The sequence below is a fragment of the Pseudomonas sp. LS44 genome (assembly GCF_024730785.1).
GTDB lineage: Bacteria > Pseudomonadota > Gammaproteobacteria > Pseudomonadales > Pseudomonadaceae > Aquipseudomonas.
The window spans coordinates 2,988,973-3,010,544 of the sequence record NZ_CP102830.1; the positions used below are offsets into that span (position 1 = coordinate 2,988,973).

The 21,572-nt window shown below is 59.3% G+C and carries 23 protein-coding genes and 2 tRNA genes; 6 read left to right on the forward strand and 19 right to left on the reverse strand.

Annotated features, from left to right (window positions below; all coding sequences use genetic code 11):
• Positions 1 to 612 precede the first annotated feature (612 nt).
• The 3 genes from NVV93_RS13285 to NVV93_RS13295 all read left to right on the forward strand — a co-directional run bounded on the left by NVV93_RS13285 (position 613) and on the right by NVV93_RS13295 (position 4,455).
• Positions 613 to 2,163, forward strand: a complete 1,551-nt coding sequence (locus NVV93_RS13285; RefSeq protein WP_258251114.1) for a DUF3300 domain-containing protein — start codon at positions 613 to 615, stop codon at positions 2,161 to 2,163.
• 13 nt (positions 2,164 to 2,176) lie between these two features.
• Positions 2,177 to 3,073, forward strand: coding sequence for a DUF2950 domain-containing protein (locus NVV93_RS13290; RefSeq protein WP_258251115.1), 897 nt, complete (start codon positions 2,177 to 2,179; stop codon positions 3,071 to 3,073).
• Between the two features lie 701 nt (positions 3,074 to 3,774).
• Complete coding sequence (locus tag NVV93_RS13295; RefSeq protein WP_258251116.1) at positions 3,775 to 4,455, forward strand: polysaccharide lyase family 7 protein; 681 nt, start codon at positions 3,775 to 3,777, stop codon at positions 4,453 to 4,455.
• Positions 4,456 to 4,624: 169 nt separating this feature from the next.
• On the opposite strand, the gene NVV93_RS13300 is transcribed toward NVV93_RS13295, so the two are convergent.
• From NVV93_RS13300 to dapA, 4 genes are all read right to left on the reverse strand, one after another.
• A tRNA-Ser gene (locus NVV93_RS13300) sits at positions 4,625 to 4,714 on the reverse strand.
• Positions 4,715 to 4,863: 149 nt separating this feature from the next.
• A complete protein-coding gene (locus NVV93_RS13305) occupies positions 4,864 to 5,733 on the reverse strand; it encodes a phosphoribosylaminoimidazolesuccinocarboxamide synthase (protein WP_258251117.1) in 870 nt (289 codons plus the stop codon).
• A gap of 106 nt (positions 5,734 to 5,839) precedes the next feature.
• Entirely contained in the window at positions 5,840 to 6,961 is a 1,122-nt protein-coding gene (bamC, locus tag NVV93_RS13310; RefSeq protein ID WP_258251118.1) for an outer membrane protein assembly factor BamC, read from the reverse strand.
• 18 nt (positions 6,962 to 6,979) lie between these two features.
• Positions 6,980 to 7,858 (reverse strand): 4-hydroxy-tetrahydrodipicolinate synthase, encoded by an 879-nt coding sequence (gene dapA, locus NVV93_RS13315; RefSeq protein ID WP_258251119.1) that lies wholly within the window; start codon positions 7,856 to 7,858, stop codon positions 6,980 to 6,982.
• A 166-nt stretch (positions 7,859 to 8,024) separates the two neighbouring features.
• On the opposite strand from dapA, the gene NVV93_RS13320 reads away from it, so the two are divergent.
• Positions 8,025 to 8,585: a glycine cleavage system protein R gene (locus tag NVV93_RS13320; RefSeq protein ID WP_258251120.1), complete on the forward strand. Its 561-nt coding sequence runs from the start codon at positions 8,025 to 8,027 to the stop codon at positions 8,583 to 8,585.
• A gap of 9 nt (positions 8,586 to 8,594) precedes the next feature.
• The gene (locus tag NVV93_RS13325) at positions 8,595 to 9,068 is read left to right on the forward strand and encodes a peroxiredoxin (RefSeq protein ID WP_258251121.1); all 474 of its coding nucleotides are present in this window, start codon (positions 8,595 to 8,597) and stop codon (positions 9,066 to 9,068) included.
• A gap of 59 nt (positions 9,069 to 9,127) precedes the next feature.
• On the opposite strand, the gene NVV93_RS13330 is transcribed toward NVV93_RS13325, so the two are convergent.
• Positions 9,128 to 9,382 (reverse strand): sulfurtransferase TusA family protein, encoded by a 255-nt coding sequence (locus tag NVV93_RS13330; RefSeq protein WP_258251122.1) that lies wholly within the window; start codon positions 9,380 to 9,382, stop codon positions 9,128 to 9,130.
• A gap of 99 nt (positions 9,383 to 9,481) precedes the next feature.
• Here NVV93_RS13330 and NVV93_RS13335 point away from each other — a divergent pair, with 99 nt between their 5' ends.
• Positions 9,482 to 10,915 (forward strand): M48 family metalloprotease, encoded by a 1,434-nt coding sequence (locus NVV93_RS13335; protein ID WP_258251123.1) that lies wholly within the window; start codon positions 9,482 to 9,484, stop codon positions 10,913 to 10,915.
• A gap of 81 nt (positions 10,916 to 10,996) precedes the next feature.
• Here NVV93_RS13335 and nadA read toward each other — a convergent pair whose 3' ends face one another.
• The 14 genes from nadA to NVV93_RS13405 all read right to left on the reverse strand — a co-directional run bounded on the left by nadA (position 10,997) and on the right by NVV93_RS13405 (position 21,500).
• Complete coding sequence (nadA, locus tag NVV93_RS13340; protein WP_258251124.1) at positions 10,997 to 12,055, reverse strand: quinolinate synthase NadA; 1,059 nt, start codon at positions 12,053 to 12,055, stop codon at positions 10,997 to 10,999.
• Between the two features lie 101 nt (positions 12,056 to 12,156).
• A tRNA-Lys gene (locus tag NVV93_RS13345) sits at positions 12,157 to 12,232 on the reverse strand.
• A 55-nt stretch (positions 12,233 to 12,287) separates the two neighbouring features.
• Positions 12,288 to 12,962, reverse strand: coding sequence for a 7-cyano-7-deazaguanine synthase QueC (gene queC / locus NVV93_RS13350; RefSeq protein ID WP_258254367.1), 675 nt, complete (start codon positions 12,960 to 12,962; stop codon positions 12,288 to 12,290).
• 79 nt (positions 12,963 to 13,041) lie between these two features.
• Positions 13,042 to 13,848 carry a tol-pal system protein YbgF gene (gene ybgF / locus NVV93_RS13355; protein WP_258251125.1) on the reverse strand — a complete coding sequence of 269 codons (807 nt, stop codon included), beginning with the start codon at positions 13,846 to 13,848 and terminating at the stop codon, positions 13,042 to 13,044.
• 6 nt (positions 13,849 to 13,854) lie between these two features.
• On the reverse strand, positions 13,855 to 14,352 hold the full coding sequence (pal, locus tag NVV93_RS13360) for a peptidoglycan-associated lipoprotein Pal (RefSeq protein ID WP_258251126.1): 498 nt from the start codon (positions 14,350 to 14,352) through the stop codon (positions 13,855 to 13,857).
• A 53-nt stretch (positions 14,353 to 14,405) separates the two neighbouring features.
• Positions 14,406 to 15,704 (reverse strand): Tol-Pal system beta propeller repeat protein TolB, encoded by a 1,299-nt coding sequence (gene tolB / locus NVV93_RS13365; protein WP_258251127.1) that lies wholly within the window; start codon positions 15,702 to 15,704, stop codon positions 14,406 to 14,408.
• On the reverse strand, positions 15,701 to 16,669 hold the full coding sequence (tolA, locus tag NVV93_RS13370) for a cell envelope integrity protein TolA (RefSeq protein ID WP_258254368.1): 969 nt from the start codon (positions 16,667 to 16,669) through the stop codon (positions 15,701 to 15,703). Before tolA ends, tolB begins: the two co-directional genes overlap by 4 nt.
• The gene (gene tolR, locus NVV93_RS13375; RefSeq protein ID WP_258251128.1) at positions 16,666 to 17,124 is read right to left on the reverse strand and encodes a protein TolR; all 459 of its coding nucleotides are present in this window, start codon (positions 17,122 to 17,124) and stop codon (positions 16,666 to 16,668) included. The genes tolA and tolR overlap by 4 nt, the downstream gene beginning before the upstream one ends.
• Positions 17,125 to 17,134: 10 nt before the next feature.
• On the reverse strand, positions 17,135 to 17,830 hold the full coding sequence (gene tolQ, locus NVV93_RS13380; RefSeq protein ID WP_258251129.1) for a protein TolQ: 696 nt from the start codon (positions 17,828 to 17,830) through the stop codon (positions 17,135 to 17,137).
• On the reverse strand, positions 17,820 to 18,278 hold the full coding sequence (gene ybgC / locus NVV93_RS13385) for a tol-pal system-associated acyl-CoA thioesterase (protein WP_258251130.1): 459 nt from the start codon (positions 18,276 to 18,278) through the stop codon (positions 17,820 to 17,822). The genes tolQ and ybgC overlap by 11 nt, the downstream gene beginning before the upstream one ends.
• 99 nt (positions 18,279 to 18,377) lie before the next feature.
• Positions 18,378 to 19,427, reverse strand: coding sequence for a Holliday junction branch migration DNA helicase RuvB (ruvB, locus tag NVV93_RS13390; protein WP_258251131.1), 1,050 nt, complete (start codon positions 19,425 to 19,427; stop codon positions 18,378 to 18,380).
• Positions 19,428 to 19,447: 20 nt separating this feature from the next.
• Positions 19,448 to 20,053, reverse strand: a complete 606-nt coding sequence (gene ruvA, locus NVV93_RS13395) for a Holliday junction branch migration protein RuvA (RefSeq protein WP_258251132.1) — start codon at positions 20,051 to 20,053, stop codon at positions 19,448 to 19,450.
• A 15-nt stretch (positions 20,054 to 20,068) separates the two neighbouring features.
• Positions 20,069 to 20,593 carry a crossover junction endodeoxyribonuclease RuvC gene (gene ruvC, locus NVV93_RS13400; RefSeq protein ID WP_258251133.1) on the reverse strand — a complete coding sequence of 175 codons (525 nt, stop codon included), beginning with the start codon at positions 20,591 to 20,593 and terminating at the stop codon, positions 20,069 to 20,071.
• Between the two features lie 157 nt (positions 20,594 to 20,750).
• Complete coding sequence (locus tag NVV93_RS13405) at positions 20,751 to 21,500, reverse strand: YebC/PmpR family DNA-binding transcriptional regulator (protein WP_258251134.1); 750 nt, start codon at positions 21,498 to 21,500, stop codon at positions 20,751 to 20,753.
• Between the last annotated feature and the right edge of the window lie 72 nt (positions 21,501 to 21,572).

Below are 21,572 nucleotides of genomic sequence, written 5' to 3' on the forward strand. Positions count from 1 at the left end.
TCGGGCATGCTCGGATCAGGCCCCAGCCTGGGCATGGACAAAAAGCCCGCAGCTCAGGCGGGCTGTGCTCGATTGCGAACACCTCACGGACCGCCCTGACCTAAAGGGTTGCCCCCTTTGACCCAGAAACGAACGGGGCATCGTCTTCAGACTGCTCGGGCGACTGCGTATTTTCAACCGGTTCCACATCCGTATTCGGAGCGTCCTGAGGCACACCCTCGGGCGGAACGGTATCCGGGGCCGGATAATCTGGACTTGAGTTCATGGCTAGCTCCTTGCCGGGTTTACCCGGCCGTACTAGCTCTGAACTGCGCGGCTGGCTGGTGGTTCTAGCTGGATCGAGACCGGTTCTCCGATGCGCTCCTGCACGCTGACGGCGGATCGTACGGGGCGGGATCTGAGTTCGGCGCTAGCTATTAAACCGACCGCATGGGCATCGCTGCGCTCTTCCATTTCGACGAGCACACGGCATAAGCGTATTTCTTCTTCTACGCTAGCAGTGCCATTCGCCGCGGTGAGATCACCGCGTCCTAGGCTGCCGAGAGCCGTGCCGTTATCCCGCAGGCAGGCTCAGGTGTTTCACTCCGCGTTGTCCGCCAGAGGAGAGGCGTCATGTTTGCCTGCCGCTATCACGCCGTCCTGTTCGCCTTCTTGGCGCTGACAGGCTGCGACAAGGAAGACCCGCCGCCCGCACCACCAGCGGCGAACGCCTCGACCACTGTCGCCACACCGCCCGCCACTCCTGCTCCCGCCGCGCCAGCAGCCGCGCCTGCCACACCGCCACGCGAGACGGTATTCAGTGTCGAAGAACTCGACCAGATGCTCGCTCCGCTGGCCCTATACCCCGACTCCCTGCTCGCCCAGGTACTAATGGCAACAACCTATCCGGGCAACGTCGCCGACGCCGTGATCTGGTCCAAGGCGCATCCGGATGCCAATGGCGACGCTGCTGTGGCCCAGGTCGCCAATCAACCATGGGATCCTAGCGTGCAATCGCTGGTGGCCTTCCCGCAGGTGCTCGCCACCCTCGGTCAGGACCCGGCGTGGGTACAGCGGGTCGGCGACGCCTTCCTCGCCCAGCCCGACGCGGTAATGGATTCAGTGCAGCGACTGCGGCGCAAGGCGCAGGCGGCCGGCAACCTCGAATCCAACCAGCAGCAGCGGGTCAGCGTACAACCGGCCGCAGCGCCAGCCCCCGCGCCGCAAGGGGGTACGACTACCGTGGTGCAACAAGCCGCGCCGGCGCAGACCATTGTCATCCAGCCGACCAATCCGCAGGTCGTCTATGTACCCAGCTACAACCCCACCGTGGTCTATGGCACCTGGTCCTATCCATCCTATCCGCCCCCCTACTATCCACCGCCGCCAAGCTATCCAGTGGCGACTGCGCTGGCTAGCGGCCTGGCGTTCGGCGCCGGGATTGCGATCGCCGACTCGCTGTGGGGGGACTGTGATTGGGATCACCACGATGTCGATATCGACGTTAATCGCTACAACAACATCAACGTCAACCACCGACTCGACGCCAACCAGAACAACTGGAGCCACAACCCTGTGTACCGCAACGGCGTGCCCTACCGCGATAACGTCAGCCGCCAGCAGTTCGACCGCCGCTTGCCCGGCGGTGAACAGCGCGTCGGCCTGCGCGGCGACGACCCGGCACGGGCCGCCGAGCGCACGCGTGCCCGTGACAGTCTGGCGCAACGCGGCCTAGCCGCTCCGGCGACAAGTAACCGCGAGGCGCGCGACCGCGTGCAGAGCGCCGACCGCGAACGGGCCCGCGAGAGCCTGCAGCAGCGCGGCATCGATGCACCGGCCGCCAACAACCGCCAGGCGCGCGAACGTGCCCAGAGCGCCGGCCGCGACTTGCGCAACGACGGTCAAGCTCGCCAGCGCGCGCAAACCACAGCGCAAAACCGTCAGCAAGCGCCGCGCAATCAACAGGTGCGTCAGCAAGCGCGCCAACAGCACGCCAGCACCCAGATGCATCGCAACAACGCCTTCGCCGGGGCCCGCACGCCCTCGCAGACCCATCTCGCAGCCAATCGCGGCCAAGCCAGTCGCCAAATCGCCAGTCGGCCGCAGGTGTCCCGCCCTGCCAGTCGCCCAGTACAACGTCCTGCCCATGCTCCCCGCGGCGGCGGCGGCTTCCATCGGCGCTAACAGGAGACTCGCCATGCAGCTCGCATTCCGTATGTTCGCCGTCGCGCTACTGCTGCTGGGCTTGGCCCAAGGTGCGCAGGCCCAGCAGGCTTTCGCCACCCCGGAGGCGGCCGCCGAGACGTTGGTCGCCGCGCTCGGCACCGACAAGTCCGATGCCGCCGCCCTGGCCAAACTGCTCGGCACCGACTGGCGCAGCTACATTCCGACTGAGGGCGTCGGGCGCGAAGACGTCGACGCCTTCCTCGCCCACTACCGGGAGAAACATGAGATCCAGACAGACGAATCGGGTCACGCGCATCTGGTCGTGGGCAACACGCCTTGGACCTTCCCGCTGCCGCTGGTGAAGGGTAAACAGGGCTGGGCTTTCGACGCCAAGGCCGGCGGCGAGGAGATTCGCGTGCACCGCATCGGCCGCAACGAGCTGACCACCATCGAGGCCGTGCGCGCCTACCACGATGCGCAAATGGATTACGCCGAGGTCGACCGCGATGGCGATGGCGTACTCGAATACGCGCAGAAATTCCTCAGCAGCGACGGTGAGTTCGACGGTCTGTACTGGGCCGAGGAACCCGGCATCGAGGAAAGTCCGCTCGGTCCGCTGTTCGGCGACGCCAAACCGGGCGACGACTGGCACGGCTATCACTACCGCATCCTCACCGCCCAAGGCCCTTCGGCACCCGGCGGTGCCTACGATTACAAGATCGGCGAAAACATGAGCCGCGGCTTCGCCGTGATCGCCTGGCCGGGCAAATACGGCGATAGCGGCGTAATGAGCTTCATGATCAGCCACGACGGGGAGGTGTTTCAGAAAGACCTCGGCCCGAATAGCGCCAAGCTGGCCGCGGCGATGACCCACTTCGATCCCGATAGCAGCTGGGAGGAAGTTGACGAAGCACCAACCGAGCCCTGAGCCAGCGCCGGTACGAGAGCCGGCGCCGAGTACTGAAGGGAGATCAGTAACATAGGCTTCTACAGCGTAATCAGCGGCATCCTCTTCTCGGCGCCTACCAGGCTTTCCTTGTCAGCCTCAACAGTGCTGCGATGTGGCCAGCTGCGGTGCTGGTGATAACCGAGCTCAACGAGTCGATGGTGACCTCGGAACTGGTGGAACGCAAAAATCTGCCCGTCGAGTACCGGTTGAGATGAAGCTGCTGACGATGACTACCTTCGGCTTGCTGATCTGGGCCTTGTTGGTGCTCAACCCAAAGATCAACGTGATGAACATGGATGTCAGCGCACCCTGTGGGGCGTTGGCAGCCCGCGTTTTTCTGAGCACTGCTGGTGGTTTACTGGCTGCTGACTGCTCTGGAACTGGCGCGCCAAGCAGGTCAACAAACTGGGTGAAAGGAGTGGTTCATCGTCTGCATGTGCGTGATGTGGCTACCACCGCTGCTGGCACTGTTCAGCCACTGGCATGCCAGCGACTTCGCCCATGCTTCGATATACCCCAGCGTCATGGTCCGCAAGTTACGGGCAGCGCGCTAGCAAACTTACGAAACGCCCCTCAGCTCTTATCGACACATACGTGGCGAATTAACCGACCATCAGCCCAGTGCTTGCCGCCGCTGGTTCCAGGCCACAAACACAGCGACACCTTTCAGCGGTATCGCGTTGCCGTACCAACACTCCGACACGTTTGCGCCGCCTAGAAAAACTCTCGTCAAAACTTTCTTGGCATGGTGGGCGTATCACCCGCCTCAATCAGGAAACGACTCATGCATCACTCAGCTGACCCTGCCGGATGACGCGGCCACCGAAGTGCTCGCCGCGCAGCTGCGCGATGGCTATGCCTCACGCTACTTCTACTTGTCCAACACTGGCGCCATGATCTTCGTGGCTCCCATCACGGGCGGGACAACGGAAAACAGCCGCTACCCGCGCACCGAACTACGGGAAATGCTCGACCCGGCGGACGACGACCGCAATTGGTCCGGGACGGGCTTTCATGAACTGCGCGCCAGTTGTCAGGTCATCCAGGCGTCAAGTACCCAGCAAATCATCGTCGGCCAGATCTATGGCTTCGACGCTCGACCATTGATCAAACTCCAGTGGGAGAAGGGCAAGGTCAAGGCGCTGATCAAGAAACACCCCAAAGGCAGCAACGATGATCTTGCCCAGGTGTTCGCCATCCAGGTAAACAACGACCTGTTTTCCTACCGCATCGAAGTGTTAGATGGTGTGCTGACAGTTGAGGTCGACGGCGAGCGGTTCGTCCATGACGTCTACAAAGCCGACCCGGCAGCGCGATGTGCAGTTTTTCTTCAAAGCCGGCGCCTACGTGCAGGCGGTTGACAGCAACAGCACAGAGATTGGCGAGGTGCAGTTCACCGAGCTTAGCGCCCAGCATCGCTAATGCCGACTGTCGCTGCGCCCTGTCCAGTCGTGAGCGATCGACCCGCACCGTCTTCTGAGCGGAAAAGAAAAAGCCCCGTAGTTCATTGAACTACGGGGCTTTTCTATATGGCGGGGAAATAGGGATTCGAACCCTAGGTACCATCGCTGATACAACGGATTTCGAATCCGTCCCGTTCGACCACTCCGGCATCTCCCCTAGGCGGCGCGAATGATAACAGCTGAATCCAATTTGGCGAAGCCCCACAAAGGTTTTTTTACGTGCAATCAGATGCTTGCGAAAAACCCAGGAACCTCCGCTGAACGAAAAAGAGGAGCCGAAGCTCCTCTTTAGCGACCTGAGGCCAATCACTTCGTCAGGCGGATCAACGCTTCACGGTATTTGTCGGCAGTTTTTTGCGCAACATCGGCGGGGACCGTAGGCGCTGGCGCCTGTTTGTCCCAGCCGGTGGACTCCAGCCAATCCCGCACGAACTGCTTGTCGAAGCTTGGTGGATTCTGTCCTTCCACGTAGCTGTCGGCCGGCCAGAAGCGGCTGGAATCAGGCGTCAGGGCTTCATCCATCAAGGTCAAGGTGCCATCCTCGTCGAGGCCGAACTCGAACTTGGTATCGGCGATGATGATGCCACGCGTAGCGGCGTATTCGACCGCCGCGCTGTACAGGGCGATCGCGGTATCGCGCACCTTGGCAGCCAGTTCCTTGCCGATGATTTCCTCGCACTGAGCAAAGGAAATGTTCTCGTCATGATCGCCCACCGCCGCCTTGGTCGACGGGGTGAAGATCGGCTGCGGCAGCTTGGCCGCTTCCTTCAAGCCGGCGGGGAGCTGGATGCCGCACACGGTGCCGCTCTTTTGGTACTCCTTCCAGCCCGAACCGACGATATAGCCACGCACGATGGCTTCCACCGCGACCGGCTTGAGGCGTTTGGCAACCACTGCACGACCCTCGACCAACGGCAGCTCCTCGACCGAGACAACGTCTTCTACCTGATCGCCAGTGAAATGGTTGGGCACCAGGCCGGCCAGCTTGGCGAACCAGAAGTTGGAAATAGCCGTGAGGATCTTGCCCTTTTCGGGGATCGGCTCGTCGAGGATGACATCGAATGCCGACAGACGATCACTGGCCACCATCAGCATGCGCTTGGCGTCGATTTCATAAAGATCGCGGACTTTGCCTGAATAGATTTTCTTCAGGCTCAAGGTGGTGGGAGTGGTCATGGGGGAAATTCCGCGTTTGTTAAACGAAACAGGCGAAACCCATGGGGTTTCGCCTATTGGCGTGACGTCTTTACAGCCAGTGACCGCTACAGGCGGCCGCTCCGGCTTAGCCGAGATGTTCCTGAATCAGGCTCAGCACGCGACGGGCGACATCAGCCGGCGCCACGGTATTGAGGTCTTTCTCTACGGTGACCTGAACGCTGTCGCCGACGGTGGTCAGACGCACCTGATAACGCTCGGCACGGCCTTCGACTTCTTCATCGCTGGGTGAACTGCCCCACATGCGCTTCCAGAAGCCAGGTTTCTCGTCTTCCTTGTCCGAACCTTCGGCAAGGTTGATGTAGTACACGCCGAGTGAGCGGTTAAGGTCGTCAATACGCACGTTACCAGTGTCGAGCGAACGGCCGACGCTGGACCAGGCACGGTCGAAATCGGTACCCAGGCTCAATACCGGGTTGCCGCTGCCATCATCCGACAGGCTGACCCGATTCGGCGCATCGAAATCGCGGGCGGCGAGCAACGACACCGAGCCACCTTGTTCGGTGCTGCGCGACAGGCTGGCGAGCAGCTCATCGAGCAGCGCCCCATCCAGGCTCACGTTGCCAGACTTGTCCGGAAACGCCACATCGGTGGTGCTACCTGCCGGGCGCTCTGCGCTAACCACGAAAATCTCGCTGGTGTTGCGCTGCACGCCGGGCTCGATACGCACCCGTACACGGGTTTCGCTGTTCGGCTCGACACCGCTGACCCGACTGCTCAGGCGACGGGCCATGGAGCTGGAGAGCTGATCGAAGCGCTGCCAAGCGGTACTGAACTCACCCGTCTGCGGACGCTCATTGACGACTTGGAAACCGTTATCTTCAAAAAACTGCCGGGCCACAGGCCAGACTTCGGCCGGTGAACGCTGCGCAACCACCCACCGCGAATCACCACTTTTCTGCAGGCTGAACTCACGAGAATCGCTCTGCACCGCAAGCGCCTGCGGGCGCGGCACTTCGTACTCGCCCTGGGCAGTCGAATCGGCGACGTTGCGCGGCACCGGCAACAGCGGATCGAGTTTTTTGGCATTAGTGATATCGGGCGGAACCTGCATCGGCGCCACTTGCCGATCAGTCAGGTAATCGCTACCGCGATCACGGAAATAACCCTCATCGCCCCACAACCAGCCGCAACCACTGGTACTGGTAATGATCAAGGCAAGTGCGGAGAGTCCGGCCAGTCGCTTCATGCGTAGTAATTCCTCGGATTAAGCCAATACGCCGGACTGGCGCAGAGCCTGACGCAGCAATTCGTGACAACGCGGGCTGAGCCAGGTCAAAGGCAAACGGATGCCTTCTTGCATCAATCCCATTTCATACAGAGCCCACTTCACCGGAATCGGGTTGGATTCGATAAACAGATTCTTGTGCAGCGGCATCAGGCGCTCGTTGATCGTGCGCGCGGTCGCCGCATCGCCGGCCATCGCAGCGGCGCAAAGCTCGCTCATGGCGCGCGGGGCAACGTTGGCCGTGACCGAGATATTGCCTTTACCGCCCATCAACATCAGTTCGACGGCGGTCGGATCATCACCGGAATAGACCAGGAAGTCGCGACTAACACGGTCGAGGATTTCCTGACCGCGTTGCAGGTCGCCGGTGGCTTCCTTGATGCCGATAATGTTAGCCACCTTGGACAGGCGCTCGACGGTCTCGGGGAGCATGTCGCAAGCCGTACGGCCGGGCACGTTATACAGAATCTGCGGAATCGCCACCGACTCGGCGATATGCCGGAAATGCTGATACAGACCTTCCTGAGTTGGCTTGTTGTAATACGGAGTCACCAGCAAGCAGGCATCTGCGCCCGCTTTCTTGGCGTTTTCGGTGAGTTCGACGGCTTCGCGCGTGGAGTTGGCACCGGTGCCGGCGATGACCGGAATCTTCCTGCCAACCTGATCAACGATCCGACGAATCACTTCGATGTGTTCACTGACATCCAGCGTGGCCGATTCGCCGGTGGTGCCGACCGCGACGATGGCATTGGTGCCTTCTTGCAGGTGAAAGTCCACCAGCTTGCTCAGCGCATCCCAGTCGAGGCGGCCCTGTGCATCCATAGGCGTGACCAGCGCCACCATACTGCCCGCAATCATGCAACCGCTCCTGCCGGAAAAAGAGAGCCGTAATGGTACTGGCGCCACCTGCCTTGTACAAGCGAAGCACCGTGCCATGAGCATTCCCCTAAGCGGTACTTTTCGCTACCCTTCCGGCTTTGATCGGCGATGTATTGCCGACCGCCCATCGCTTTAGGAATGCTGCATGTCCACCCCCTCTGTTCGCGAACAATTCCTTGTCATCAGCGCCCTTGGCACTACCCCCATGGAGCTGACCAATGTGCTGTGCCGCGCCAGCCACGAGAACCGTTGCGCGGTCGTCAGCACTCGCTTGACCCGACATGGCGAAACCTGCGCACTGGTGCTGCAGGTCTCGGGTAGTTGGGATGCGCTGGCGCGGTTGGAAGCCGGACTTCCCGTACTGGCCAAGAAACACTCGTTCAGCGTCAATGTCGTGCGCAGCTCCGCCGCAGAGCAGCGTCCACAAGCACTGCCCTATGTCGCGTATGTCAGCGCGGCGTACCGTCCGGACATCCTTAATGAGCTGTGCCAGTTTTTCATCGACCATAACGTCGAGTTGGAAAACCTGACTTGCGATACCTACCAGGCTCCGCAGACAGGCGGCACCATGCTCAACGCCACACTCACCGTGACGTTACCAGCGGGGACTCAGATCAGCTGGCTACGCGACCAGTTCCTGGATTTCGCCGACGCACTCAATTTGGATGCGTTGATCGAACCTTGGCGTCCGCAGACCCCAGTCTGAGGAAAAACCATGGCCGTCAGCCTTGATCACCCCGTCGCCGACTTCCAAGCCCAGGCCACTAGTGGCAGACAGGTTTCCCTATCTGGCCTCGAAGGTCAGCAAGTAGTGGTTTACTTCTACCCGAAGGACAACACACCCGGCTGCACCACCGAAGGCCAGGACTTTCGCAACCGTTATGCGCAGTTCCAGGCAGCCGACACCGAGGTGTTCGGCATCTCACGCGACAGTTTGAAATCCCATGAGAACTTCAAGTGCAAGCAGGAGTTTCCCTTCGAACTGATCGCCGACACCGATGAAAAACTGTGTCAGCTGTTCGATGTGATCAAGCTGAAGAAGCTCTACGGCAAGGAATACATGGGCGTCGATCGCAGCACTTTCCTGATCGACAAGGCTGGCGTACTGCGCCAGGAATGGCGTGGCGTGAAGGTGCCGGGACATGTCGACGCCGTACTCAGCGCCGCCCAAGCCTTGCATAAGAACTGATTTTTATCGGTGCAAAAAAGGCCGCAGTCAGCGGCCTTTTTTATGTGACCCGACACCGCTCATCCTTTCCGCAGCCAGTAGCGGTAAATACCGTCAGCGCTCTCCTCATGCAGGAGTGCATGCCCGGCAAGACTGGCGAAAACACGAAAATCGCGCTGCGAACCTGAATCGGTTGCCGTCACCTTGAGTACGGCGCCGCTCGGTAGACGATTCAACTCAAGTTTGGCCTTGAGCAATGGCAACGGACAGTTTAGGCCGCTGGCATCAATCTCAGCATCGCAGGCTATGACCTGTTGCTCTGCAGCTTCAGTCATCTTTAGTCCTCCAAGAAGGCTGTAGGATACCGCACAAGCCTGGCCAGCGGCCCAAAAGGCCAGCTACAGTAAGCCTCTTTCCAGTCGCGAGCCTCCTGCATGAATCTACTGCGCCCTACCCTGCTGACGCTCGCCTGCTTGCTCGCTCAGCCCGGCCTCGCGGATGATTTACCGTCTTTGGGCGATGCCAGTTCCTCAATCGTCTCCCCCGAGCAGGAACACCAGCTTGGCCGCGCCTGGCTGAGCCTGCTACGCGGCCAAGTCGATCAATTGCACGACCCGCAGCTGAAAGACTTTGTCGAAACCAGCGTCTATCGCCTAGCAGAAACCAGCCAGCTACAAGATCGACGCCTGGAGTTCGTGTATATCAATAGCCCCCAACTGAACGCCTTTGCCGCCCCTGGTGGCATTGTCGGCGTCAATGGCGGCATTTTTCTCTACGCGCAGGGCGAGTCCGAATACGCCTCGGTTCTCGCCCACGAATTGGCGCACTTGTCGCAACGCCATTTCGCTCGCGGTATTGAAGCTCAGCAGCGCATGCAGATTCCAATGATGGCCGCGATGCTCGCCGGCATCATCGCCGCTGCCGCCGGTGCTGGCGATGCGGGTATCGCCGCCATCGCCTCAACCCAAGCGGCGGCCATTCAGGAACAGCGGCGCTTCTCTCGGCAAAATGAACAGGAAGCGGATCGCATCGGTATCATCAACCTGGAAAAAGCCGGCTACGACCCACGCGCCATGCCGAGCATGTTCGAGCGCCTCTTGCGCCAATATCGCTATGACGCCAAGCCACCGGAATTTCTGCTTACCCACCCGATTACCGAGTCGCGGATCGCCGACACCCGCAACCGTGCCGAACAGCTTCCCGCAGGTGGCAAGAAGGACACGCTGAGCTATGAGCAAATTCGCGCCCGGATGATGCTGTATTACGAAGACACGCCAGGCGTATCGACCAAGCGCTTCCGCTCGATACTCGATGAAGACCCGCAACAAGACTGGGCCCGCTACGGTCTGAGCCTTTCCCTGACCAAAAGCGGCCGCCTCAATGAGGCTCGCGACATGCTCAAGCCACTCCTGGACAAGGCGCCGAAGGATATTGGCTACAACCTTGCCCAAGTCGATCTGGATATCACCGCCAATCGCCTGCCTGACGCCCAGCAACGCGTCCAGCGCCTGCTCCGTCAATTCCCCAATAACTATCCGCTGAAGCAGGCCAAAATCGACCTGCTGCTCAAACAGGGCCAGCCAGCCGAAGCGGAAAAAGCATTGGATGCACTATTGAAAACCCGGCCGCACGATCCGGATGTTTGGTATCAGACCGCCGAAACGCGTGGCCAAGCTGGCAACATTATCGGCTTGCATCAGGCACGCGCCGAATACTTCGCACTGGTCGGCGATTACGACCATGCAATCGAGCAACTCGACTTCGCCAAACGGCGAGCCGCCAACAACTTCCAGATGGCCTCACGCCTTGATGCGCGACAAAAAGAGATGATCGAACAGCAGAAAATAATCAAACAAATGATGCGTTGAGAGAGCAGAACCTCTCAAAAAATCCTCGCTACACGAGCAATAAAAAACCCGACCTAGGTCGGGCTTTTTATTGCATCAGTGTCAGGCATTACCCGCCAATTTCAAGCGGGCGGCCTGAGTGAAATCGAGCATACGCTTGAGCGGACGCAAAGCACGTGGAATCAACGCAGGCTCGACAAATATTTCATTGCTACCTTCGCGCAGACATTGCAGCGTGCGCTCCAGGGTATTCATCGCCATCCACGGGCAATGCGCACAGCTCCGGCACGCTGCACCCTTGCCAGCAGTCGGCGCCTCAATGAAGGTTTTGTCGGGGCACAACTGCTGCATTTTGTAGAAGATACCCCGGTCGGTCGCCACGATGAACGTTTGATTCGGCAGGGTTTGCGCAGCCTTGATCAACTGGCTGGTAGAGCCGACAGCATCGGCCAACGCCACAACCGCCTCCGGAGATTCCGGGTGTACCAGAATTGCCGCATCTGGGTACAAGGCCTTCATATCTTCCAGTTGGCGAGACTTGAACTCTTCGTGGACGATGCAGGCGCCATCCCAGAGCAGCATATCGGCACCCGTTTCACGCTGGATATAGCCGCCAAGGTGCTTGTCCGGCGCCCAAATGATCTTCTCGCCGTTATCCATGAGGCTCTCGATGATCTCCAGCGCACAGCTTGAGGTGACCACCCAATCGGCACGCGCCTTCACCGCTGCCGAGGTATTGGCGTACACCACCACCGTACGCTCGGGATGCTGATCGCAGAAAGCCGAAAACTCATCAATTGGGCAACCCAGGTCCAGCGAGCAGGTCGCCTCCAGTGTCGGCATTAGCACGCGCTTTTCTGGATTGAGGATTTTTGCCGTTTCGCCCATGAATTTGACGCCGGCAACCAGCACTGTCTGGGCAGAATGCTGATTGCCGAAACGGGCCATCTCCAACGAATCGGAGACGCAACCACCGGTCTCCTCCGCCAGAGCCTGAAGGACTGGATCGCAATAATAGTGCGCGACCAGCACCGCGTCCTGAGCCTTGAGCTCGGCAGCAATCGCCGCGCGATACTGCGCTTCTTCTGCGACCGTCAACGGCTTGGGCTGCTTGGCATCGAGATGCGCTTGAACCAGGAGGCGTTCGGAAATCTGCGTCATATTCGCTAGACCTGCATAAGCGGGAGACGAGTATATCACCCACATCTTGTAGGGCGATAAAGGCTAGAAGAAGCCAAAAAGAAGGGTACAGCAGAAGGGAGTGGTGGGTCGTGTAGGATTCGAACCTACGACCAATTGGTTAAAAGCCAACTGCTCTACCAACTGAGCTAACGACCCAACGCGGGGTGCATGATACTGATTTAATTCATAAATTCAATAGCATGCAGATAAATTAACGATAGCGGGTGGGATCCGCTACTCCAGCCGCAATGAAACCTGCCGCACGCAAACGACAGCTATCGCACTTGCCGCACGCACGCCCTTCTCCATCGGCCTGGTAGCAGGAAACGGTTGCCGCATAATCCACGCCCAGCTTGATCCCCGCCTCGATAATCTGCGCCTTGCTCATGTTCTGCAGCGGTGCCTGGATACGAAATCCTTGCCCTTCGATACCCGCCTTGGTCGCGAGATTCGCCATGCGCTCGAAGGCCGCAATAAACTCCGGTCGGCAATCGGGATAACCGGAGTAATCCACTGCATTAACGCCAATAAAGATATCGCGCGCGCCCAGCACTTCCGCCCAACCCAGCGCCAACGACAAAAACACAGTGTTGCGCGCCGGTACATAGGTGACCGGAATTCCTGCTGCCGGACTTTCTGGGATTGCTATGGCGCTGTCCGTTAGAGCCGAACCACCCATACCATTGAGGTTCAGGCCAATTACCTTGTGCTCAATCACCCCGAGCTGCCGAGCAATGCGCTCTGCGGCCTGCAGCTCCGAGCGATGGCGCTGACCATAGTCGAAGCTCATGCTGTAGCAGGAATAGCCCGCAGCCTGAGCAATCGCCACCACTGTCGCGGAGTCCAACCCGCCAGACAGCAGCACTACCGCGCTCTTTTCAGCCATTTTCACCTCGACCATTCATCAACCCCAAACAAAAAAGCCCGCATGGGATGCGGGCTTTTCGAATAGTAAATCGAGCAACTTACAATCGCTGCAGATCTCGCTGAGCAAGCTGCGCAGCCGAACTGCCCGGATATTGAGCAACAACCTGCTGAAGGATGCCCTTGGCCTTATCGGCATGCCCCAAGCGCTGCTCCACATCAGCCAGTTTGTACAACGAATCCGGCACCTTAGCGTGCTGCGGATAGTTTTGACTGACCTTGGCAAAGGATTGGCCGGCGGCCTGCAAATCGCCCTTGGCAAGATTCACTTCACCCAACCAATATTGCGCGTTACCGGCATATTGACTGTTCGGGTATTTACGCAAGAAGGCAGCGAATGCCTGACTGGCCTTCTCGAAATCCTTAGCTTTGATGAGATCGAAGGCAGCGTCGTAGTACAGCTTTTCCTTCGCCGGATCGCCGGGCTCACTGCTGGCCGGCGCCTGACTGGCGGGAGCAGTGGGCGCACTGTTGGCATTAACCGCACCAGCAGCGGATGAATTCTGGGAAGCCGCCGCAGCGCCACCTGACAGGCGACCATCAAGATCCTGATAACGCTCAAGGCTTTCTTGCTTGAGGCGCTGAATCTCGTTCTGCTGCTCTTCAACCATGCCGCGCAAACGCGCGACTTCTTCCTGCATTTGTTGCATCTGCATGAACAGCTCGCCCTGTGCCGAGGACGGGGTAGTAACCCCGCCTCCGGCATAGGCGCCACTCGTGCCGTAACCAGCCGGTGGATAATTGCTAGCGGAAGAACCACCAGCATTGTCCACCACGGGAACCTCAGCCCAAGCCGCAAACGGCAGGCTGAGCGCCAAAACGGTTAGAACACGGTGGCACATGCGCATGACGAATTACTTACGCAGTTCGACGCGACGGTTTTGAGCCCAGGACTGCTCGTCGTTGCTAGTAGCAACCGGACGCTCTTCGCCGTAGGACACGAGTTCCAGCTGAGCCGGGGAAACGCCTTGCAGAACCAGATAACGCTGAACGGCCTTGGAACGGCGCTCGCCCAGAGCCATGTTGTACTCGCGAGTACCACGCTCGTCGGTGTGGCCTTCCAGAACGACGCGAGCACCGTTACCTTTCAGGTCTTTGGCATGTACGTCGAGAGCGCGCATAGCTTCCGGCTTCAGGTCGGAGCTGTCGTACTCAAAGTAGAAGGTAGTGATAGCGCGCAGAGCAGCTTCTTCGCTCATGCTGCCGTCAACGCCGCTACCGTTGGCGTTGTAGCCAGCGTTCGGGTCAACAGCGCCTTCGCCAGCGGTGTCACCGCCTTTCGAGGAACAACCAACAGCTACGGCGAGGGCCAGACCCAGCGCAGCGAACTTACCAAACTTCAGCATTTCCATCGTAAAACTCCTAATGAACCCCAGGTATGGTTAAAGCAAAAAATTACGCCGCATCAGTTCAGGTAAGGGGACCAGGAAGGCTCTCGGACATCGCCTTGAGCGGTAGGAATCGGGAGCCTCACGCGACCATTGGTGGACACGAGCATCAAGACTCCCCGGCCCTGCTGGCGGGTGGCGTAGATTAACATGGTGCCGTTGGGCGCGACAGTAGGCGAATCGTCCAGACTGGTCTCGGAAAGGATTCGCACATTGCCGCGCTGCAAGTCCTGCGCCGCCACTTTGAAGTTGGTGTATCCATCCTGGCGATGAATCATCACCAGCGTTTTCTCATCTGCAGACAACTTCGGATTGGCGTTGTAGTTACCGACGAAAGTCACCCGCTGCGGCTCCCCACCGCTGACGCGAGCCTTGTAGATCTGAGGCTTGCCGGCACGATCAGAGGTGAAATACAGATTCTGACCATCAGCCCCCCAAAACGGCTCGGTATCGATCGCGAAGTGATTGGTCACTCGCTGCAATTGGCGCGAGCCGAGATCCATCACATAGATTTCCGGATTCCCATCCTTGGAGAGCACGAAAGCCAAACGATTGCCGTCCGGCGAGAACGCCGGCGCACCATTCAACCCTTCGAAATTGGTGATCTGTTCACGGCGACCCGTATCAATGTGCTGAATGAAAATCCGTGGCCGGCGCTGCTCGAAGGACACATATGCGATACGACGACCATCCGGCGCATAGCGTGGCGACAGGATTGGCTCGCGGGACTGCAACAGCGTAACCCCGCGGGCACCGTCGTAGTCCGAGCGCTGCAGCGTGTAGCGGGTGTTGGTGGCCGAAAAGCGCTCAGCAGTCACGTACAGCATGCGGGTAGAGAACGCGCCCTTGGTACCGGTCAGTTTCTCGAATGCCTGATCGGCAACATAGTGCGACATATCGCGCAATTGCTCGGTCGAGCCACTGACGCTACCGGACATCACTTGTTGCTCGGTAGTGACATTGAACAGCGCGAATTGCACCTGCAGGCGACCACCTGCGGGGACGATGCTGCCCACCATCACGTACTGGGCACCCAGGGCCTTCCAATCGCGATAAATGACTTCGCTCGCCTGGGTCGGCAAGCTGATCATGTTCTGCCGCGGAATCGGCTCGAAGAAGCCCGAATTGCGCAGATCGTTACCGACGATTGTGGCCATGTCTTCAGGCAGCACAGTGCCGCCCTGCCAGCCGAAAGGTACGACGGCGATGGGGGTGGCGCGATCGGTGCCGCTAGTGACGAGCAGCGGGTCGGCCGCCTGTACACTGCCGACCAGCAAGGTCAGCCCAAGCAGGGCGATACGAAGCAAGGTATTCACAGATCCAAATCCTCTGGTTTGAAGATGATGCGACGCTGCCTGTACATACTGTCAAAGGTTGCGCGATCCAATTGTTGCATCTCGGGGATACGCCCAACGTTACGTACGGCAGCAACGGCCGAATTGTCGAACGGCGAATCGCCACTAGAACGAGTTACGCTTGCACCGGTGATTGTGCCGTCAGGCAGCATCGCGATTTGCACCTCGACGCTCATCCCGTTGCGGGCAGACGGCGGGCGCTGCCACTGCTCGCTGACCAGTTTGACGATCAAATCATCCAGACTCCCGGCGACCTGATCCCCTTGCACATCGGCCAATGCCTGCTGCCGCTCGGTGGTGTCCGACAGCAGTTCGGCAAGCGCTTGAGCCTTTTTATCTTCGACTGACTTTCTCGAAGCCTCCTGCGCAGCTTTTTTCTTGGCGGCATCAGCGGCAGCTTTCTTCTTCGCGTCCTCGGCGGCTTTTTTCTTCGCTGCTTCGGCGGCGGCTTTCTTCTTGGCGTCTTCGGCAGCCTTCTTCTTGGCTTCCTCTTCGGCCTTTTTCTTGGCGAAATCCGCTTGTTTCTTTTCTTCGGCTTTTTTGGCGTCGTCAGCTTTTTTCTCAGCCTCAGCCTCTTTCACTGCCTCCGCCTTTCGAACCTCTTCGACTTTCTTTTGTTCCGCAGCTTTAGCGGCTTCCTGCTTTTGCTGTTCGACCTTCTTCTGTTCCAGCTGCTCGACCTCGAATTGCGGGGCAGCAGTTTTTTTCGCTTCGCCGGCAATCTTCTGGTTGGTCTGAGTTGTCGCCTGACTCTGCGACTTCAATTGATACAGTGTCGCCTGGACGATCGGCCGCGCCGGCGGAAGCTCGGGAGTGAAGGCAAAGCTCACGAACAACATGCCAAATATCAGGGCATGCAGGACCACCGCCCAAACAGCCGGCCAGAAATAGCTTTCCGAGGAGGAGCGCTCACGCTGCTGCATCAGGGCGCCTCGGTTATCAGCCCGACGTTGCCCACGCCCGCCTGCTGCAGGCCGCCCATAACCGCCATGACCGCGCCGTAGTCGACGGTCTTGTCGCCGCGCACGAACACCTGGACTTTCTTACCCTGCCGGCTGTTCTCCGCCATGATCCCACTCACAACCGTGACGAGCTTGGGTAGCGCGGTAGCGGTTTCACTTTTTTTGCCCTGATCCGCATCGACCTCTTCACCCATATTCCAGAAATAGGTTTTGTCGGCCTTGATCGAAATGGTCAACACGCGGGCATTGTTGTCTTGCGGCAACGCCTCGCTCGAGACCTTGGGCAGATCAACCTTGACGCCCTGATTGAGCATCGGCGCGGTCACCATGAAGATCACCAGCAGCACCAGCATTACGTCGATATAGGGAACGACGTTCATCTCAGCGACGGGTTTACGTCTGTTGCGAATTCTGGCCATGAGCGGAGTCTCAGTCTTCCGAGGTATGCACTTTGCGGTGCAGAATCGCCTGGAACTCGTCAGCGAAGGTGTAGTAACGGCCGATCAGCGTCTCTCCGCGGGCGGCGAAGCGGTTGTAGGCGATGACTGCCGGAATCGCCGCAAACAGGCCGATGGCGGTGGCAATCAGCGCTTCGGCGATGCCCGGCGCGACAGTGGCGAGGGTCGCTTGCTGAACCTGGGCCAGACCGCGGAACGAATTCATAATCCCCCAGACAGTACCAAACAGGCCGATGTAGGGACTGGTGGAACCAACGGTCGCTAGGAACGGCAGGCTTTGCTCAATTTTCTCTTCCTCGCGGGAAATGGCGACCCGCATGGCGCGCGCCACGCCTTCCATTACTGCGTCCGGATCAACGCCGGCCTGCTGGCGCAAACGCGAAAACTCTTTGAAGCCGGCGCGGAAGATTTGCTCGACGCCCGAATCGGGGTCCGGATTGCTGCCGGCCTGACGATAGAGTTTGGATAGATCGATACCCGACCAGAAACGCTCTTCGAAGACACCTAAGGCGTTCTTGGCGGCGCGCAGCATGGTGCTGCGCTGAAAAATCATGATCCACGAGGTGACCGAGGCGGCCACCAAGACCAACATTACCAACTGCACAACCAGGCTGGCATTGCTGATCAGGCTCCACATGGAGGTATGGTCGACGACGTTAGCTTCCACGCTTAATCTCCTGCTGGGATAGTCCCGGATCATGGGCGAAGGCTGAACGCAGCGCTTCGGGCATGGCCCTGGGTTTCAAACTGTCGGCGCACACACAGGCCACCAAAAACTGCCCTTCACAGAGCAGCGCATCATCCGCAGCCCGCCGTACCTGTTGACGAAAACGCAGGCTGGCGCGGTTTAATTCGATTAATTCGGCAGAGACATTCAGCTCATCGTCCAGACGCGCCGGCGCGTGATAACGCGCCTCACTGGAATGCACCACGAATAACAGGTTCTCACCCACCAGTTCGGATTGGGCAAAGCCCATATGCCGCAGCCGCTCGGTGCGAGCCCGCTCCATAAACTTGAGGTAATTGACGTAGTAAACGATGCCGCCAGCATCGGTGTCCTCGTAATAGACGCGACAGCGATATGTAAACGGCCGGGCTCCATTTTGCGCGGGCATACTCTAGTGCTTACTCCCCAGGTTGCCAATTAGATCAAGCAATTGTTTTTGCGTCATTTATTGAATCCGTTGCGCGCCGACTGGCTCGTCACAGTCCGCTTACTCGTCATTGGCGAACAGATCGGCAGTTGGTAGCTCGCCCATGCGCTTGGGTACATTCAGACCGAAGTGCAGATAAGCGTGACGAGTCACCACCCGCCCTCGCGGCGTGCGCATGATATAGCCCTGCTGAATCAGATAGGGCTCGAGTACATCCTCGATGGTGTGCCGCTCTTCGCTAATCGCAGCGGCTAGACTGTCGACACCCACTGGGCCGCCATCGAATTTTTCAATCAGGGTCAACAACAGGCGTCGGTCCTGGTGATCAAAACCGCGCTCGTCGACATCCAGCAAGTTCAACGCCAGATTGGCAGTGCTTTCGTTGATTTGGCCCTGAGCCCGGACTTCGGCGAAATCGCGCACTCGCCGCAGCAGCCGATTGGCGATACGCGGCGTACCACGAGCGCGCCGAGCAATCTCGAATGCGCCCTTCGCCTCCACCGGCAAGCCGAGAATGCCGGCCGAACGGCTGACGATAGTGGCCAAATCGTCGACCCCATAAAACTCCAGGCGCTGAACGATGCCGAAGCGATCACGCAGAGGATTGGTCAGCATGCCGGCGCGAGTAGTCGCGCCAATCAGGGTAAAAGGCGGCAAATCGAGCTTGATCGAACGTGCTGCCGGACCTTCGCCGATCATGATGTCGAGCTGAAAATCCTCCATGGCGGGGTATAGCACTTCCTCGACAATCGGCGAAAGGCGATGGATTTCGTCGATGAACAGTACATCGCCAGGTTCGAGATTGGTCAGCATCGCCGCTAAGTCGCCAGGACGCTCCAGCACCGGTCCGGAAGTACTCTTGATCGATACCCCCATCTCCTGGGCGATGATATTGGCCAAGGTGGTTTTACCGAGTCCCGGCGGACCGAAGATCAAGGTGTGGTCCAGCGCCTCGCTGCGCCCCCTGGCCGCACGAATGAACAGATCCATCTGCTCACGGACATTCGGCTGGCCGATATAGTCGGCCAGCCGCAGCGGCCGGATTGCCCGGTCCAGCTGTTCATCGCGCTCGCGGCCACTGGCGGTTAACAGCCGGTCGGCTTCGATCATTGGGAGTTATTCATCACGATTCAGACCATTCCTTTAAGCGCACGACGGATCAATTCTTCGCTACTCAAACCTTCTTCTTCCACCGCGGTAACTGCACGACTGGCTTCCTGCGGCTTAAATCCCAGGGAAATCAATGCACTGACTGCATCATTCGCCGCGCTTGAGACCCCCAGCGCCCCACGAGGTTCAACCACCAGGCCAGAGATCGCGGGCATGGTTTCCCAGGCCTTGAAGCGATCCTTGAGTTCGACCAGCAAGCGCTCCGCGGTTTTCTTGCCGACCCCGGGAATTTTCACCAGGGTCGAGGTATCTTGCGCTCGCACGCAGCGTACCAGCTCATCCACCTCGAGGCCGGACATCAGCGCCAGAGCCAGTTTCGGCCCGACCCCATTGAGCCGAATCAGCTCACGAAACAGCTCGCGCTCACGTTTTTCGAAGAAGCCGTAGAGCAGATGAGCATCCTCACGGACGACCAGATGAGTGTGCAGGGTTACCGGCTCGCCGACACCCGGCAACCGATAAAGGGTGGTCATCGGCACTTCCAGCTCATAGCCGAGCCCATTCACGTCCACGATCAAATGTGGCGGTTGCTTTTCTGCCAGGGTTCCGCGCAAACGTCCAATCACCTATCGTTTCCTTATTTAAAGACGCAGTCGCCCGCCACGCCGCTTGGCGCTGGCAAGACCATGAGGAATCAGGCTGGCGCGGGTGTGCGCATGGCACAGCGCGATTGCCAGCGCATCGGAAGCATCGATTTGCGGCTTTTGGGTCAGCTTCAACAGATGCATCACCATCATTTGCACCTGCTGCTTGTCGGCACCACCGGTACCGGCAATCGCCTGTTTGACCTGAGTCGCGGTGTACTCGGCGATCTCCAGCCCCTGCTCCGCTGCCGCCACTATTGCCGCACCACGCGCCTGACCGAGCTTGAGCGCCGAGTCGGCGTTCTTGGCCATGAACACCTGCTCGATGCCCATGGTCACCGGGCCGTAGGTCTCAATCACCTCGCGCACGCCGCGAAATACGATCTGCAGGCGCTCATGCAAGGCCCCGCTGCCGGTGCGGATGCACCCCGACGCGACGTACTCGCAACCGCGACCGGTATCGCGCACCACGCCGTAACCGGTGATGCGCGAGCCGGGGTCGATCCCCAAAATCAACGTCATGCTTGGCCATCCACGGCGCCGGCCAGGCCCGCGCCATACTGTCTATTTATCCAGCCGCGAGTATACGGGCCGGCCACGGCTGCCGTCACCCGACGTCACGCATAAAAAAGCCGGAAGGGCCTGAGGCGGCTTCCGGCCTGCGATGCACGAGGTAGAGTCAGTCCAGCTGCTCCATTAGCTCGTCGGGGATTTCAGCGTTGTGGTAGACGTTCTGAACGTCGTCCAGATCTTCCAGCATATCGATCAGCTTGAGGACCTTCTTCGCGGTCTCCAGATCGGTAACCGGTGCGCTGATCGAAGGAATCATGGCGATTTCCGCCTCTTCGCCCTTGAGTCCAGCCGCCGTCAACGCCTCGTTGACCGCGTGGAATTCGGAGAAACTGGTGGAGACCAGCGCGGAGCCGTCTACGCCCATCTCCACGTCATCTGCACCCGCTTCCAGCGCCGCCTCCATCAGGGCATCTTCGCCAACGCCTGGGGCGAAGCTGATCTGTCCCTTGCGCTCGAACATATAGGCCACCGAACCATCGGTGCCCAGGTTGCCGCCACACTTGGTGAAGGCATGGCGCACCTCAGCCGCGGTGCGGTTGCGGTTGTCGGTCATGGCCTCGACGATGATGGCCACACCGCTCGGCGCGTAGCCTTCGTAGCTCAGCTCGATGACGTTGTCGGTAGCGTCGTTGCCGGCACCACGGGCAATGGCCCGGTCGATCACATCCCGCGACATGTTGGCGGTCAGCGCCTTGTCCACCGCCAGGCGCAGGCGCGGGTTATCCGCCGGAACGCCACCGCCATGCTTGGCGGCCACGGTCAGCTCACGGATCAGCTTGGTGAATATCTTGCCGCGCTTGGCGTCCTGACGCCCTTTGCGATGCTTGATGTTGGCCCACTTGGAATGACCAGCCATATCTCACTCCGGTTGTTGCAGATTAAGTTATGTATCTCGGGCAGTGAGAGTTCGATTCTCTCCATCTACCCC

Excerpts from the sequence above, each read along its gene's own strand:
- bamC (WP_258251118.1), bottom strand. The coding sequence starts at position 6,961 with ATGAAGCGACTGGCCGGACTCTCCGCACTTGCCTTGATCATTACCAGT.
- ruvC (WP_258251133.1), bottom strand. The coding sequence starts at position 20,593 with ATGACGTTGATTTTGGGGATCGACCCCGGCTCGCGCATCACCGGTTAC.
- NVV93_RS13330 (WP_258251122.1), bottom strand. The coding sequence starts at position 9,382 with ATGACTGAAGCTGCAGAGCAACAGGTCATAGCCTGCGATGCTGAGATT.
- NVV93_RS13320 (WP_258251120.1), top strand. The coding sequence starts at position 8,025 with ATGTCCACCCCCTCTGTTCGCGAACAATTCCTTGTCATCAGCGCCCTT.
- ruvB (WP_258251131.1), bottom strand. The coding sequence starts at position 19,427 with ATGATCGAAGCCGACCGGCTGTTAACCGCCAGTGGCCGCGAGCGCGAT.
- NVV93_RS13405 (WP_258251134.1), bottom strand. The coding sequence starts at position 21,500 with ATGGCTGGTCATTCCAAGTGGGCCAACATCAAGCATCGCAAAGGGCGT.
- NVV93_RS13335 (WP_258251123.1), top strand. The coding sequence starts at position 9,482 with ATGAATCTACTGCGCCCTACCCTGCTGACGCTCGCCTGCTTGCTCGCT.
- tolR (WP_258251128.1), bottom strand. The coding sequence starts at position 17,124 with ATGGCCAGAATTCGCAACAGACGTAAACCCGTCGCTGAGATGAACGTC.
- ybgC (WP_258251130.1), bottom strand. The coding sequence starts at position 18,278 with ATGCCCGCGCAAAATGGAGCCCGGCCGTTTACATATCGCTGTCGCGTC.
- pal (WP_258251126.1), bottom strand. The coding sequence starts at position 14,352 with ATGGAAATGCTGAAGTTTGGTAAGTTCGCTGCGCTGGGTCTGGCCCTC.
- NVV93_RS13305 (WP_258251117.1), bottom strand. The coding sequence starts at position 5,733 with ATGACCACTCCCACCACCTTGAGCCTGAAGAAAATCTATTCAGGCAAA.
- NVV93_RS13325 (WP_258251121.1), top strand. The coding sequence starts at position 8,595 with ATGGCCGTCAGCCTTGATCACCCCGTCGCCGACTTCCAAGCCCAGGCC.
- queC (WP_258254367.1), bottom strand. The coding sequence starts at position 12,962 with ATGGCTGAAAAGAGCGCGGTAGTGCTGCTGTCTGGCGGGTTGGACTCC.
- nadA (WP_258251124.1), bottom strand. The coding sequence starts at position 12,055 with ATGACGCAGATTTCCGAACGCCTCCTGGTTCAAGCGCATCTCGATGCC.
- dapA (WP_258251119.1), bottom strand. The coding sequence starts at position 7,858 with ATGATTGCGGGCAGTATGGTGGCGCTGGTCACGCCTATGGATGCACAG.
- ybgF (WP_258251125.1), bottom strand. The coding sequence starts at position 13,848 with ATGCGCATGTGCCACCGTGTTCTAACCGTTTTGGCGCTCAGCCTGCCG.
- NVV93_RS13290 (WP_258251115.1), top strand. The coding sequence starts at position 2,177 with ATGCAGCTCGCATTCCGTATGTTCGCCGTCGCGCTACTGCTGCTGGGC.
- NVV93_RS13285 (WP_258251114.1), top strand. The coding sequence starts at position 613 with ATGTTTGCCTGCCGCTATCACGCCGTCCTGTTCGCCTTCTTGGCGCTG.